The 15,240-nt window shown below is 39.4% G+C and carries 14 protein-coding genes; 6 read left to right on the forward strand and 8 right to left on the reverse strand.

Annotated features, from left to right (window positions below; all coding sequences use genetic code 11):
* Positions 1-308: 308 nt before the first annotated feature.
* Positions 309-2,411: a GDYXXLXY domain-containing protein gene (locus KYJ26_RS00050; RefSeq protein WP_219165329.1), complete on the forward strand. Its 2,103-nt coding sequence runs from the start codon at positions 309-311 to the stop codon at positions 2,409-2,411.
* Positions 2,412-2,764: 353 nt separating this feature from the next.
* On the opposite strand, the gene KYJ26_RS00055 is transcribed toward KYJ26_RS00050, so the two are convergent.
* The 4 genes from KYJ26_RS00055 to KYJ26_RS00070 form a co-directional block, all read right to left on the reverse strand.
* On the reverse strand, positions 2,765-3,094 hold the full coding sequence (locus tag KYJ26_RS00055; RefSeq protein ID WP_219165331.1) for a hypothetical protein: 330 nt from the start codon (positions 3,092-3,094) through the stop codon (positions 2,765-2,767).
* 138 nt (positions 3,095-3,232) lie between these two features.
* Positions 3,233-4,267 carry an ABC transporter permease gene (locus KYJ26_RS00060; protein ID WP_219165333.1) on the reverse strand — a complete coding sequence of 345 codons (1,035 nt, stop codon included), beginning with the start codon at positions 4,265-4,267 and terminating at the stop codon, positions 3,233-3,235.
* Positions 4,268-5,137, reverse strand: coding sequence for an ABC transporter permease subunit (locus tag KYJ26_RS00065; RefSeq protein WP_219165335.1), 870 nt, complete (start codon positions 5,135-5,137; stop codon positions 4,268-4,270).
* 31 nt (positions 5,138-5,168) lie between these two features.
* A complete protein-coding gene (locus KYJ26_RS00070) occupies positions 5,169-6,521 on the reverse strand; it encodes a helix-turn-helix domain-containing protein (protein WP_219165337.1) in 1,353 nt (450 codons plus the stop codon).
* Between the two features lie 313 nt (positions 6,522-6,834).
* Between KYJ26_RS00070 and KYJ26_RS00075 the strand changes: the two genes are divergently transcribed.
* On the forward strand, positions 6,835-8,298 hold the full coding sequence (locus tag KYJ26_RS00075) for an S-layer homology domain-containing protein (RefSeq protein ID WP_219165338.1): 1,464 nt from the start codon (positions 6,835-6,837) through the stop codon (positions 8,296-8,298).
* 41 nt (positions 8,299-8,339) lie between these two features.
* Here the strand turns inward: KYJ26_RS00075 and KYJ26_RS00080 are convergent, their stop codons facing one another.
* On the reverse strand, positions 8,340-9,053 hold the full coding sequence (locus KYJ26_RS00080; RefSeq protein ID WP_219165339.1) for a hypothetical protein: 714 nt from the start codon (positions 9,051-9,053) through the stop codon (positions 8,340-8,342).
* Between the two features lie 272 nt (positions 9,054-9,325).
* Here KYJ26_RS00080 and KYJ26_RS00085 point away from each other — a divergent pair, with 272 nt between their 5' ends.
* On the forward strand, positions 9,326-10,390 hold the full coding sequence (locus KYJ26_RS00085) for an S-layer homology domain-containing protein (RefSeq protein ID WP_219165340.1): 1,065 nt from the start codon (positions 9,326-9,328) through the stop codon (positions 10,388-10,390).
* Between the two features lie 425 nt (positions 10,391-10,815).
* The gene (locus KYJ26_RS00090) at positions 10,816-11,727 is read left to right on the forward strand and encodes a helix-turn-helix domain-containing protein (protein ID WP_219165341.1); all 912 of its coding nucleotides are present in this window, start codon (positions 10,816-10,818) and stop codon (positions 11,725-11,727) included.
* A 55-nt stretch (positions 11,728-11,782) separates the two neighbouring features.
* On the opposite strand, the gene KYJ26_RS00095 is transcribed toward KYJ26_RS00090, so the two are convergent.
* Complete coding sequence (locus tag KYJ26_RS00095; RefSeq protein ID WP_219165343.1) at positions 11,783-12,727, reverse strand: glycosyltransferase family 2 protein; 945 nt, start codon at positions 12,725-12,727, stop codon at positions 11,783-11,785.
* 337 nt (positions 12,728-13,064) lie between these two features.
* On the opposite strand from KYJ26_RS00095, the gene KYJ26_RS00100 reads away from it, so the two are divergent.
* Positions 13,065-13,490, forward strand: a complete 426-nt coding sequence (locus tag KYJ26_RS00100; RefSeq protein ID WP_219165344.1) for a DUF6843 domain-containing protein — start codon at positions 13,065-13,067, stop codon at positions 13,488-13,490.
* A gap of 328 nt (positions 13,491-13,818) precedes the next feature.
* On the opposite strand, the gene KYJ26_RS24155 is transcribed toward KYJ26_RS00100, so the two are convergent.
* Together KYJ26_RS24155 and KYJ26_RS00110 are read right to left on the reverse strand one after the other, a co-directional pair.
* The gene (locus KYJ26_RS24155; protein ID WP_219165346.1) at positions 13,819-14,103 is read right to left on the reverse strand and encodes a hypothetical protein; all 285 of its coding nucleotides are present in this window, start codon (positions 14,101-14,103) and stop codon (positions 13,819-13,821) included.
* 78 nt (positions 14,104-14,181) lie between these two features.
* Complete coding sequence (locus KYJ26_RS00110; RefSeq protein WP_219165348.1) at positions 14,182-14,508, reverse strand: hypothetical protein; 327 nt, start codon at positions 14,506-14,508, stop codon at positions 14,182-14,184.
* Positions 14,509-14,800: 292 nt separating this feature from the next.
* Here KYJ26_RS00110 and KYJ26_RS00115 point away from each other — a divergent pair, with 292 nt between their 5' ends.
* Positions 14,801-15,229: a hypothetical protein gene (locus KYJ26_RS00115; RefSeq protein WP_257474803.1), complete on the forward strand. Its 429-nt coding sequence runs from the start codon at positions 14,801-14,803 to the stop codon at positions 15,227-15,229.
* The last annotated feature ends 11 nt before the right edge of the window (positions 15,230-15,240 follow it).

The raw sequence follows: 15,240 nt of genomic DNA on the forward strand, positions 1-15,240 counted from the left end.
ATGCTTGTGGAAACGTTTGCACAATTGATTAAAAAAATGTGAGGTTAAATCCGGAGTAGTTATTTCGCACTAATGCAAACGATTGCAATTATCTGTCTTTTCCATTTTACAATAGATGAGATGGGGGTGGCTATATGACTATTGGGGGATTTTTTTCATATTGTACTTGTTCAGTAGAAGCTGGTTTTCTCGTTTCTATCGTTTAGAAATGAAGAATTTGAATACCTCTTACCCATCCATATATAAACCTATATTCACTCGCCCCAACATATAATAAAAGGAGGGATTTCAAGACAGGGGTGAGTTTTATGAAGAAAATGGTTTCACTTACTTACTTATTCGGAGTTGTCTTCATTTTAACCAGTGCACTTTATTTTTTCGCTTCAAACTGGCAAATGTTTTCGAGGCTTGAGAAAGTGGCTTTAGCGGGGATTTTGATTGTATTGTTCTATGGAGCCAGTTTTCTGTTGGACCGTGTTTTGAAGGGAGCCCATTTCCTTTCAAATTGGCTGCTGGTCAGCGGGGTGATCTCCTTCGGACTTTCCGTAGCGTTGCTCGGACAGCTGTACAATTCCCACGCGGACAGCTATTTATTGTTTCTAGTCTGGTCTATTCCCGCCTTGCTGTTCAGTGTTTACACAAGGTATGGCGGATTTTACGCATTGACCCACATCCTCATCCATTTGACGATCTATTTTTATCTGTTCCCTTCCACTCCATTCGGGCACTGGACCTTCGCCCATACGTGGATTGCATTCGGAGTCGGCATAGCGAATATGCTCTTATTTTTGATTATCAGAAAAGGATACATCCATTCAAAACCATTGCTTTACTTGAGTCTTGTCTCTGCCAACCTCCTCCTTATCGTTACGGCTTTCGATAACCCGTATTCCGCTTTGTTTACCCTGTTTTATGTAGGTATCCTTGGATTTGGGGTGTACTGGTATTTTCATAAGGAAACATCCATCTTTATCATTCTATCGATGTTCGGAACAGGCTTTATCATCATCAAAATGTTTGAGCTGATGGCAAGATATGTGTCCAGTTTGTTCTTCTTCGGTCTTTTACTGGCCGCCATTCTGTTATTAGTGGGAAGTGTTTTCATTGTGAACTACTTACGAAAACATTCCGCTTCCCGTCACTGGACAAAGACGATCTTCGTAGCAAGTGTCACGACCATCGCTTCTGTTTTCATCGTGGCGTCTGTATTCGGTCTGCTTTCACTGTTCATGGTGGATGTCTCCATGATCACTCTATTTGTATTGGCGACGGTATTCCTCGTGATTCCCAGTACAGTAACGAACTGGCCGTCTCCGGTAAAATATTCGCTTATGATGACCGGCATCGTGATCGGGATGATAGCAAGTGTGTTTGATGAATTTTCATTTGTGATGTTCTTCGTTTTCGCCTTTGTGTTCTACTTTGAAAAACGGACTTCTGCAAGATTTATCTTTTACCTGCTGTTTCAATTGAATACAGCTATTTTCTTGGGGCAAACGATGGAACTGGGCGCACATGCCCTTCTTGTGGTAATGGTGTGTTTAAACATGATCGCCTACCTTGGGCTGAAGAATAAACAGATCCTTCAATATGGAGCGTTTCTCAGTGGGTTCATAGCCCTTTTCTCGTTAACGACAATCGATTTATCGTTTATTCTTCATATTATCTACTGCACCCTGTTTTTCTTTATAGCAACCTTATGCGTGTATTTTTTCAGAAAGCAGGGGCTTCATCTTTATTGGGTTTCATCCCTTGTATTCTGGTTCATGCTTATCGTCCAGTTGTATTACGATCTTGCCTGGAAGCTCGTTCATAAATCCGTGCTCTTTGCTATGTTGGGCATCGTCTTCCTACTGGTGGCCGGCCACCTGGATAGGAAAAGTGGGCCAGGACGGAAATCGCACTCGATCCTGGCAGAGAAAAAGCTCGGTATCCTCTTCATCATATGCCTTCAAGTCGGGTGGATCGGGTATCAGGTGTATTCAAACGAGACCCTTTTACAAAACGGGGAAACGGTCATTTTAGAACTTGAACCAGTCGATCCAAGATCTCTCCTGCAGGGGGATTATGTGGAATTGAATTATAGTATTTCACAACTGAAGGATATCTCTATAGATGACACCCGCTCCGTCACCATTGTGTTACGTAAAAACACTGAGGGCATCCATGAATATTCAGGGATTTACCGCTTTCACGGAAAATGGAATACACCTTATAAAAAGAAATCCGGTGACGTCCTCCTAAACGGAAAGGTTACAAGCTCGTGGGACAACAATGCCCAGATCTCATATGGAATCGAGCATTTCTTCATCCCAGAAGGAACCGGCCTCAATGTGCAGGAGAAGATGAAGACTGCGGTGGTGAACGTGAGTAATAAAGGGGATGGGATATTGGTGCGTTTAGGTAGATAGAATGTGATAGGAATACTATTAATTTATAGGAGGATGCTGCAGTGGGGATTGTTAAAGCCTCCTATTGAAACTTTTTCAATTGCCACCTATTTTTCATTCATCATTAGAATGTATCTTAGAAATGAAAGTAAATTGAACAGTTTTGAAAGTTGATTAAGAGGCTGGGACAAATGTACTTTAATTATATCCCAGCCTCTTTGCCTTTTCACGATCAGCTTTTCTAGTTTTTCTATCCCAATACTTCATATCTTATGGATCCCGTTTTCTAGTAATGATTTGATATCTTGCTTTTTAAAAAATTGTCATAATTTAGCAAATAATGAAGTGAGTTATCTCTGCTCCTATTCCCTGTTTCATTCAAATTTTACGGCTTCAAGATGGTATTCATTATCTACATTAGGCGGACCAGCATAATGTATTTGGACTTTTTGGCCTGGTTTCAGCTTTTTAACTTGAGGTCGCAAATCTAAACTCACTTGAAATCTCATAATGACGCCCTCTACTTGGAACTCCCAACTATGGAGATTCTCATTTTCCCCTATATACTCTGCTTCTTTAGAGAACCTCTCTATCACAGCAGGTTCTTCGGTCCCTTCATTCCCAAATAGGGATGATGTACACCCGGTCAAACAGATGCACCAACTGACGGCTAAAAATATGGTACTGACTTTTGATACCTTCATGATTCCTCCTTGACAGTGGATTTTTCATGGCTTCCCCTGTCCCACTGGTGATACATTAGACGATGGGGATTGAAATGCGTTACACACAGAGCAAAAGGATCTCAAGAAATCGATCTTTTGAAATGATTTGATGTGTTTTTAGTACGTCTTCCTTGGAACAGACTCTCTGCCCACCCTGATAAAATCCCGTTCATGGAGATCGTGTTCATGAGTCTCAGGAAGAGTCTCGTCTGACATCCCTTCATCAGCTGCTTCTCCATAACCGGCCTCATACACACTCTCCACCCCATTCAGAATCAGATTGATGGATACAATCGTCAATGCAAAGAACGTAATCGGGACCAGTACAATAAAAGGATGAATATATAGCATCTCGAAATAATCCCCGATCAATCCTGACCACTCAAAGGACAACGTCTTAGGTGGATCTTGCATCGGCGAGAAATCAATGACGGTCCCTCCGAAGAACATTTTTAACAGGCCGAGATGGGCAAGTATAATTAATACCTGATTAAGCTGTTGGATAAAGAGGATGACCAGCTTTTGAATCAAGTGTTTTGTTACATGGAAGACAAGTATTCTGAATGTGCTTGCGCCTAGCGTTCTAGAAGCGATGACATATTCCGTTTGAAAAATCTTTTGAGTTTCTTTGCTCACATATAACACCACACTTGGTAATGGGAGCAATATCAATATGACCGCTTCAAAAAGAGCGCGCTTATAAAAAGGTTCTGCAAAGCCATCAATGGGCATGGATAACACATTGATTAAAATAAAATAAGAAATCAATGTGATAGGTATGACAGAAAATGTGCCGAGAAAGTTCTCTAATACGTTAAATGTTCTTTTGAAGTATCCGCTTAAAATGGTTCCAATGAGTGCCCCTAATATGATTTGGACAAACGCTATGCAAATGGAGATACCAATTGTATATTTTGCCCCCTCTACTATGACATGTAGCAAATCGTTTCCATTTGCATCCGTTCCCAGTGGAAATTTGAATGATGGTTTAAATGGAGCTGTTTCAACGATTTGCCCATTTTCATACAAAGCATCCATATCCCTAATATTACCTTGATTGAGAATCGTGTTGGAAATGCTCGCCGACAGTAGCAACGTGATAAAAAGGAATCCAACCAGAAAGCGTTTATTAGTGAACAATGATTTAACCACTCAGACTCCTCCCTTCTTGATGACAGCAGGAACGAATAGTTCGTAACATTGAAAAAGGATGGAAATCGGGTAATAGATAAACAATAGACCGATAAAGAACACTTCTGGATATGGATATTGTAAGATGAAGGACATAATTCCGGGTACATTGAATAGATACTCCACGATTAATAAATTGGTTAAGAAGAATAGAATGATGGTTTTAGAGTAATGAAAGCAGGAATAAATCGTATTCCTCAGGACATGCACGAAGATGACCCTTCTGAAAGTTAGACCTTTAGCAATGGCCAGATTTGCATAGCTTTTAGAGAGTTCATCGAGCATTTGAGAGATGAGTAATTTCGTGATAATCATGGTTGGAGTTATGCTCAACGAAAGGATTGGAAGAATAATAGCCTTCTCTTCCCCATAAGAAGCAAAGTTCAAGAACTGCAGATTTGTTCTCTGATAAAACCAAACGACCAACACTTGAAGTACGATTATGTAAAAAATATCCGGAACTGCTTGTACATAGGTGAAAACTTCTTGAAATACGTCAATGACTTTTTTCTTGAAATTCACGATGATAAAAGCAACGATAAGGGAAATCACTATTGAAAGCATCAATGATCCCCCCATCAGTACCAATGAATCCTTTAATGGAGAAATGATCGTTGGAAAAATTGGTCGGAATACATTTCTTCCTGTACTGAATTCTAAATCCTTTATGGACGTTAAACTCATAAGGACCTTCCCTATGCTTTGAAAATACACGTGGATAGTTGGTTTGAATCCTTCGAACAAATATGGAATACAACTAATGAGGAGTATGGCTGTAAAGGAAGATACCATCTTCCAAATGAAAGACAATAGTGCGTTAACGATAGTCAAATGTCATCCTCTCCCTATAATTTGGCGCTGGTTATATGTTCAAATGCTTAATTTTGCTTTGAAGATGATTGTTAGCGAGGCGTTCACTGTCACTAGCATGTTCTTCATACTCATTTGTCACTCTATTTCCCTGTAATAACTTCATCAGCAACTCTTTGGATAACTCATAATAACCGGCAGCCTTCTTATATTTTAATTGGTGCTTATAATATTCACCCAAGTCATCACAGAATCCTGAAAGAATTAAATACTTATTTTGGCTCAAGAGTTCTGGGATAATGCTTTTCTCCATAGCCCGGTCCAGCTCCTCCATTTCTTCTCTCATCTTTAGATGAAAGTATATGTACTCAGCTTTCAGGGAAGATAATGATGGATTTTCCATTACCTTAGAATAAACATTCCCAAGACATTGCAAGGCTTCGCGTTTCATGTCCACCATTGCATATTCTCTAATGAGGGAGAGGGTAATTCGTGCGCTATGGAAAGAACTAAAGTCAGATAGCTCTTTATATATTTCCTCTAACAATTTTAGCGAATCGTCATGCTGTCCTAATAGGTTATACAGACTGCTAAGGTTGTGTTTAATTGGTGCTATTATTTCCTCATAATCTATTTCCTTCGCAAGGTTCAAGGCAGAATCATAGTGTTTAAGGGAAAGCGTGTACTGAAAGTTCCGTTTCTGGCATATCCCTAAAAGAGTGTGACAATCGACACACCTTTTTAACATATACATCGTTTGAAAGTATGCCAAAGCCTTTTCGGCGTGATGAACAGCGATGTTTGAAAGATGATTATTGGCCGTTATTAAAGAGAATACATAATGAAACTCCGCAAGCTCCAACGTGGTCAGCTCCAGAAATGAAAGAAACGTTTGAGCCTCTTGAATATTCTGTAATGCGCCGTGGAATTGACCGATGGAGTAATAGTAATTTGCACTAAATGTATAGTAATAGAACTTTGTTTTTAACGGCATATCAATCACTTTATCTTTCAATTCCTGTATTTCCGAGGGGATAGATGTCATATTATTATTCCACTGAAGATGATATTGTATCAAAAGGACTCGATACTCAAGATGTATGATCTCATTCGTAAATTCCCTATCTTGAAAGTAGCGATACAATTCATGAGATTCTTCTCTTTTTAATAATAATGTTCTCCACTGCGATAAACGTTCTTGTATTTGAGACAGAGTATTGTCATCTGTTACATATGCCAGCCGACTTAATAGCATATGGAGAGTTTGATCGCTTGGCTGAATCATTTCATTTTCAATCTTAGATAAATAAGAAACAGAGCAAATTCCTTTGGACAAATCCAATTGGTTCATTTGTTTCTTCTTACGCAAGTGACGTATTTTATGGCCAATCGACATGTTCGTCATTTCAATCACCCCTTTGAACAGCTTCAATTCCAATTTTAACTTAAAATTCCAACATTTTCTCTTTTACATCTACTCACTTTCCTCTTATTTCTGACCTTTCACCTTCCTTTTCAGTTCAAGAATTTGAACTGTCTACACAAGTTTGGGTTATTAAGATGTCTTGATGATAAAATAATATAGGATTAATTGAAAATTCCTACGTGATTGATACAAAAATCATAACCTTGAGGCAAAAGGTAAGTCGCTCTGTCACAGCAACCCCTTCCAATTTTCTTCCAACTCTATTAGACTAGTACTGAGGAGGGGAATAATTTTGAGAAAATTATTTTGTATTTTGCTAATGGGTACATTATTCTCTGGATTAGGTTTTTCATCTGTCAGTGCCGAAGGGTTCACAGATATACATAAGGGAAGCTCATTCTATGAAGAAATGATGTACCTATATAACGAGGAAATCATTAAAGGCTTTGAAGACGGGGAATTTAAGCCGGATAGAGCAGTTAGTCGCGCCCAGGCTGCCATCATGATTGGCAGGATTCTTGATTACAGCGATGAGCCCCGAGAATCAACTTTTTCAGATGTGGGAAAAACCACTACAGGATCGGGGTTTATCCAAACAGCCTATGAAAATGGGATCATTTCAGGTTTTGGAGATAATACGTTCCGTCCAGATGAACCTGTCACACGAGGTCAAATGGCGATTATGATTGCCCGTGCTTTCGAGATTAAAGATGAAGCGATTGTTCCATTTAATGATGTATCGATCCACATGAAAGCGTACCGTTCCATCCGCCAAATTATTTCATTTGGCGTAACGGAAGGATATCCGGATGGGAGTTTCAAGCCTGACGCCGAACTGAGTCGCTCGCAATTCTCCGCTTTCTTAGCTCGTGCTGTCAGCGATGATTTCAGGTTGAAGGTCGATGCTTGCGGATATGACCCGGAGTCACGAGTGAATCCCGATCGTCAAACCGTCAATTGCTTAATTACGAAAGCTGCACTTGAATTTGACGACGTGGTACCGCCTGAAGTGGTAAAAAGTATCGCTTCGGTCGAAAGCAGTGGATGGAAGCAATTTGATTCTAACGGAGAACCTATTATTAGCGATGATGGCGGCATTGGGATCATGCAGCTCACTTCCCCCTATGAAGTCGACGTTAACGAAGAAAGGTTAAAGTATGACCTTACGTATAACATTGAAGCAGGAATCAGAACGCTTGCTTCCAAATATAAGAGTTCTTCTCTGCCTACGATAGGAAATCAAAACCCTATGAACCTGGAAAACTGGTATTTCGCTATCATGGGTTACAATGGCGCTGTGGCAGTGAATAGTCCTTTCTATAAAGAGACGGGTAATCACAACTTTAATTCTTATCAGATGAAGGTGTACCGGGACATGGAGGACAATGGAGTGGTCACTCCCCAGATCTTCCAGATTCCCATGACTGTGGATGATTTCCACTACGGCGATGATACGGATTGGGATATTGTATTTAAGAAAGATCATTACAATTTCTATGCCGACTATACACCGTCAAGGCACTACTTTAAACCAGATGATCTGGTTGTTCACGTCGGAGACACTCTACGCAATGACGCGACAACCAAGTCGACGGGAACGAAACTTCAATCAGCAGAAAAGCTGAAGATTATAGCAGCGCCTGAATATGACTTAACTCCAAACTCAACAAATGAATTTGTTTGGTATCCTGTTGAAGTTGTAAGAACTGGACAAAAAGGTTATGTAGCTTCTTATAATGTGCGTGAGCTTCCATAATAAAAGGTCAAGTAAAAGACGAGGGGGATATCCCCTCGTCTTTATGATATTTGGGACATGGCACCTGTTCCCTTATCATTATTCGGTTTCCATTTCTTTATCCATAATCCTACTAGAATAAGAGCAATGCCTATTATGGTAAGAAAAATCAGTGACATAGTACTTCCTTTTTGATGCGGTAGGTTGGTGTAATATCCATGCGATTCCCCAGATAACCCTCTTATCCACTGCGTTTCCATTTTCGACTTGGTCTTAAGTGTGAAATCACTTTTCTTTATGACTCCATTTTCATTAATGCTATACGTCCGATACTTTGCAGGAGCTGAGCCTGGTGAATTCATCTGCATGGCAACGATAAATGACTCTTTACCTGTCTGATTATCTACCATTGTTTTATACTGAATCATGTCAGCAAAGACGCTCATTCCTTCTTCCTTGGAGTGGAGTTCTCTTCCTTTAAGAGCAACCACTTGTTCATCCTTCACCTCAAAAATCAGATCAGGCTTTTTCTGGCTGTTTTCCTTCAGATCTTCCATGAAAGTATTCAATTTCACCCCATGAAACACTTGAACCGGATCGATTATGCCGTCTTCTTCTAATGAAATGAACTCATACCGTTTATCAAAATGACTCTGATAAAATGATTCTCTAATCGTCTGGATGAGAAAATAAGCTACCAGAGTGATAGACAGTACCCCTGCGATAATGAATATAATACTCATATATTGAAACCGTTTCTTATTACTATGTGTCATTTTCTCCTCACTCAAATCATTTAATTTAATGGGGGGTAATTGAGTAGTCTATGTATCTCCCATTTAAATCATCTTAATAAAAGTAGAACAAAAAGTTTGTATTTATTTGTTGATGAACGCTGAAAACTTTTCGACAGTTTGGGACAATGACATGGGCCCTAGTCATCCCCCTTCAAGATTCCATTATTTCCATTTTTTTCTGATAGCTAATTTAACATAAATGAAATATTATCAATCTGTTAGTAATATTAATTTGAGAGGGGAAACACCACTTGAAAGCATTAAAAATGTTAATTTGTTTGGGGTTGGCACTTATTGCAATGCCTCTGCAGTCAGCTCTTGCCGCTGGCGGAAAGACGATTGATCACTACATCCCGATGGACATCGATGGGGATCACTGGGCATGGGATGAAATCAATGACTTTGTCAATGCCGATATCATCGAGGGATACATGGATGAAGACATGAATATGTATGTAAAGCCAGGAGATAACGTAACACGTGCACAATTCACAAAAATCCTTGTAAAAGCACTATCTCTGGAAAACAGCGGCACCCCTAAAACGTTTAAGGACGTTAAACCATCTGCCTGGTATTATGATTATGTAAATACCGCAAGCAGTTTAGGCATTATCAACGGAAAACAGAACGGAACTTTTGCACCTGATGCATACATAACGCGTGATCAGATGACAAAGATGATTGTACTGGCATTCGAAAAAACCGTAAAATTCCCTTCCGTGACGACTCAAAAATTCCCAGATGTCAATAAAGATTACTGGGCATATGATTATATTAATAAAGCCGCAGCTAAAGAAATTGTACAAGGCTACGGAACAAGCTTCAAGCCGCTCAATCTTGCTACAAGAGCACAGGCAATCGTCATGGTTCGCCGCGGGCTTGCTCAAGAGCAAGCCAATTTACCTGATGCTGAAGGAGTAAAGTCCTTCCTTAAAGGTCATATTCTAAAAGAGAATAGCCTGGTGGAAGCCAATGCTTATGACAAATTGATGGCATTGTACGAAGAGAACGGCACCGGGTATTACTTAACGGAAGCAAGGGAATTGGGAGGAATCTATTTCCCTGCCGAAGACGGGTACACTGTAGAGATTAACGATACCAATCTTTCATTAAACATTCTATCAATCTCTGACAGATTCCTTACAATTGAAGCAACGGGGATGATTGGCAGATTCATATATAAGAGTGATGACTTCAACATGGACTTCACTTCTAAAATGGATGGTGCTTATAACCTGAAGCTTGATTCTGAAAGTGGAAAGTGGAAGATTTATAATTATCTTCCTTATTTCGATGAAGAGGCATTTGAAGAATAGGACTTCCAGTTGCTTTCATTCAAACAACCCGCCATTCCATGGCGGGTTGTTTCCGTCACTAATGCCTAATTTTCTCTCCACTATTTCCTCCATCATGTACCCCTCTACTTCTTTATTTCATAGCTTAGACGTTTAACAGGGGTAAGTTGTCTCAATGTTTTTGAATAAAATGGAAAAGGGTCTGATCCCTTGTTCCATCAGTTCTTTAATAATGGATATACCCTTATTCATACTTTCAAAAAATATTATTAAGGATTTAATAATTCACATGAAATTCGAATGGCCATAAGAAGATCTAATTGGAACCTTGCTACTCTGCTTTGTATTAAGATAATTACTTGAAGGGCTATTGGCAAACCACTTCACTTCCATAATAGAAAAATCTGTTAAACTATACCTACGAGGAATTTCCAGGAGGTACAACAATGGACTACTCTGTAATCGGAACAAAGATTAAAGAAATGAGGAAGGTTGTCGGACTCACTCAAGGTGATTTGGCAGAGGGTATCTGTACTCAGGCACTCATCAGCCGGATTGAAAAAGGAGACATATATCCAAATGCCACTGCTCTGTACCAAATTTCCGTGAAACTAGGGGTCGACATCAATTACTTCTTTGAAATAGGGACCACTCCCAGGCTCGATTATATTCGGGAAGTGGAAAGGCAATTGAAATCGTTAAGAGACACATGGGATTATAAAGGGATGATCGAACTGGTTAAAGCAGAGGAGAAGAATCCACTATTTTATAAAGATAATGAAAAGCTACAGTTGCTCTATTGGCATAAAGCGATTTACCTGCATGAAGACAGGAAAGAATCCGAAGCCGCTTTAACTCTCTTACATAAAGCCTATCAGATGACCGCCCATCACAAAAAGGCCATGTCTGAACGAGAAATGCAAATCCTTTCCGCCATAGGAACCATTCATGCCGCACTAAATAACCATGAGGATGCACTTGACTATTATGATCAAGTCGAAACAGCCATGAAAACGACAGACCATTTACATGAGAAGGCGATCAAAACCAAGTTATTCTATAATACAGCCAGGGCCCTGACACGCAGTGGAAGGCTTAATGAATCCACGGATTATTGCCTTAGGGCAATCAAGTGGTGTTTCGAGGAAGAACTATTATGGGGATTGGGTGAACTTTATTATCAAATCGGATACAACTATGAGCTCACCGGCGATTTAGAGAAGGCCCTCTCTTATATGCAACCCGCCTTTCATATGTTTGAACTGAAGAATGACAGAGTACATATAGAGTTTCTTGAGAAGAAGATGAATGAGATGAGGAAGCGAAGTAAAGGGACAGGTGCCTTTCCCCACAACTGAACCACGGATAAAGTACCTAATGAATCGGGACAGAGGACCTGTCCCTATGTCTCATTTACCTTCCCCTACTTACATAAGCTTTCACTCCATCAAAAGACCTCAAAATAAAATATCTACTTACAAACATACTCCGCATCAGTTTGTTCATACCCCTACCATACCTGCGATTCTGAATAAGTCCGACGGCTTCATGGAAAGTATCCCTGGCCTGTACGTACTTTACCCTTTCAGCATCATGGGCATTGCTGTCAGTCCATTTGGTAATCGTAGAAGCCATTTTAGAAAAGTCTTCTAATTTGTTTTCCTTGTACAAAGAAACCAATTGCCGTGAAATCATGAATTGTTCCAGCATATAGCGCTTGGAAATACTATTGTCCCTTAGACGGTATTTTAATACGTTCTCTTTCATTTTCCCTATTTTTACGTTCCTGCTGACCGCCCTCAGAATGAAATCATAATCTTCACAATAGGGAACTTCCCTGTAGCCATTGAGCATTTCATAGACTTCCCTTTTTAAGAACCAAGTAGGGTGGGTTGATACATTTGTATACTTCAGCCTTCTTTTGATTTCATCTCCAGCAAGCTCCAGACCTTCCTCGTCAACTAGAATATTTCCCTTTTCATCCATGAGGATCATCTCAGAGAAAACAAAATCAAAATGGTTGTTTTCTAAATATTTCTTCTGTAATTCTAATCGATTGGGCAGCGAACGATCATCTGCATCCATTCTGGCAATATAGTGACCACGACAGTGTTCCAGAGCCCGGTTAAGACTGCTAACCAATCCTAGATTTTTTTCGTTTATCAGAACCTTCACACGGCTGTCGGTTTGCTCATGATTTGAAAGCAGTTCCCTAAGCTCATCATGATCCGGATTGTCTAAGACGACGATCAATTCAATATTTTCATAGGTTTGATTTAATATGGATTGCATGCTTTCTTCCACCCAGTTTAGCTCTTCATTGTATGAACTCATGATGACTGTAATTAACTCGTTCATCGATCGTTTCTCCCCTATCCCTCATTAAATACATAATCAGTCATTTGCCTTGATATTGCTATCACAGGAAGCTTCTTACCAAGTTTCATGTCATCTTTATGAGCGATTGGATAGCAGTAGTAGATGTAACGATAACCTACATTATTGTTAAATAGTCTCTGTTCCCAGGAATGTTCTTAATAAAGAACAAAAAGACCCTCTACTTCCTGCTAATCTAAGAATATACCCATACGTATTATTTTACTACAGAAAATTAAATATTCTAAATTTTTTAGAGGCAATACCGCATGGCATTTTAATATTTCCGTTCCCACTTAGTTACATAAAAAGGCTTATAATGGATATAAACCTTGCCTGCAGGAGGGCGATTTATTTGAAAAAGATGCTAATCAGCTTTCCAATCTTCCTTACTTTATTAGGAGGCTGGTACTGGCTTGAGAAAAACGAGCCTTATGATGAAGTTTTTATGATCCCAAGGGATTATAAGGGGTGTGTGAATGTAGTATATGAAATACACGGAGTTCCACCACTGGAAGTGAAGGATCATTCTATTCAATACAAAATGGATCATGACGGAATACTGCTTACCTCCTCTCCTCCTGATTTTGGATGGGAAGGAAAAGAGAGCTCCGGGCTACACGATATCGATTCCTTCTATATTGATGAGGAGGGAATGAAAATAAACGAAATCCCCAAGACGAGATCGGGCCCATCGTCTTGGGAGAACATAGTGAAAACGGGAAAATCCTTTCCAAACGATTAACCTTTTCGGTCAACAATGAAGGAGTATCCTGCGATCAAAACTTTGAAGAATTAGAAAAGAAGGTAAATGAAAAGTTGAAAGTTGAGTGATGGTATCAGAGGTTTTCTCCTGATCGGGGTACACTTTATCTTATAACGAACATGTACATTGTTTAAACACCTGTATAATGGTTTCATACCTTATGCAATCAGCAGTAAATTTCCCTCATTAAACGTTTGATTAAAAAGGATAGCTTCCGGTTGCTGTTAAACGCGAACCACTCTCCTCTCGTAAAAACAACTAGTCTAATAAACTACATTTATATGTTATAATAAACAGGTAATTTTTACTATAAAAAGGAGGTAATTCCGATATCAACTTCAAGAATTTTAAAATGGACAACAGGTGCTTTTGAAGCGATTTTAGGTGTTCCAATACTGGGGGCAGCCATCATCATCGGTTTTTTATGGTTTCCACTGGTCATTATGCTTGTCTTACATATTACAACTCTAATTCTTACAATCAAAGATAAAGGCGCCACTACCGGAAGTATACTGGGAATCGTCACGTCCTGCATCGGCTGGATTCCATTTGTGGGCATGGTTATGCACGTCGTTTCCGCCATCTTCCTCATGATTGATGCCGCTAAAACAGATAAGACTTCCAGGGAATATCTTTAAATGGGACGGAGGGACAGGTCCCTTGTCCCACTTCATTCATATGATGGGCGATTCATTATCTCATTTAAAGCATCCGATTGAATATAGAGTATCAACACGATAGAAACCAATAAGAGCAAGAGGCCATAAAGTGTACGATTTCTTCTTTTCAACGTAGCATTAAATTTATACAGAGCGGATGATAAAGGTATCGCAATTAAGCAGCAGACACCTATCATCAAGACAAGTGATGGATCCATATATATGTTCACGTATAATCCTGGAGAAAGATCTTGAACGGACTGAGCCAAGAATGGCAGGGATAAAAACGTCAAAGCCAGCAGATTTAAGACTGTCATGATATAAATCAATATTTTCATAGGACATCTTTCCTTTCTTTTAACAGCTACAGGAAGACACAGTCCCCCATGTTTAAGAGTAATGATACCGTAAGCAAACCCTTCCTTCCCGGGTATAGGAGTCGATATTCTTTATATAAGGACCATATCTACTTTTCAAATGATCGTAAAACACCTTCTGAATCTCCTTCCCTTTTTGCATTACCCATTCTCCATAATACCACTTTTTAACATAAATGAGGTGGTGGGATGGAGGCACCTACCCATTGCCCCAAAGAACTTTCTGTAAAAAATAGGCCGGAAGATCATTGGAATGTATGTAAGATTGCTTACCATAGGAGGGATTTTACTGAGAAACTTACTTGGTCTTATTATTTTAATCCTGTTTGTTTTGGCTGGATGTGGTTTGAAGACACAAACCTTTTCAGAGTTTTACCCAAGAGACCTTGATGATGTAACAAAAATCACTTTAGTTGACGGGAGTACAGGAAATAAAAAAATCATGACAAATCAAGAAGTTATCAAAAAGTTTTTAAATCAAATAAAGGACATTACGTTCACCCCTGATGACAATCAAGAGGAAAGAACCGGCTGGCGGTATTCCATTACGCTGTACCAGGAGGGTGAACGTACTTTTCAATTTACTCTAACAGAGATAGAAGAGCATTATTATCACTCCAAGCCGGATATTTTTCCAATTGTAGATGATTTTTATGAGAAGATTGAAATGACAGAAGAGTAGATGTTTTTTGA

The organism is Rossellomorea orangium (genome assembly GCF_019334305.1).
Taxonomy (GTDB): Bacteria; Bacillota; Bacilli; order Bacillales; family Bacillaceae_B; genus Rossellomorea.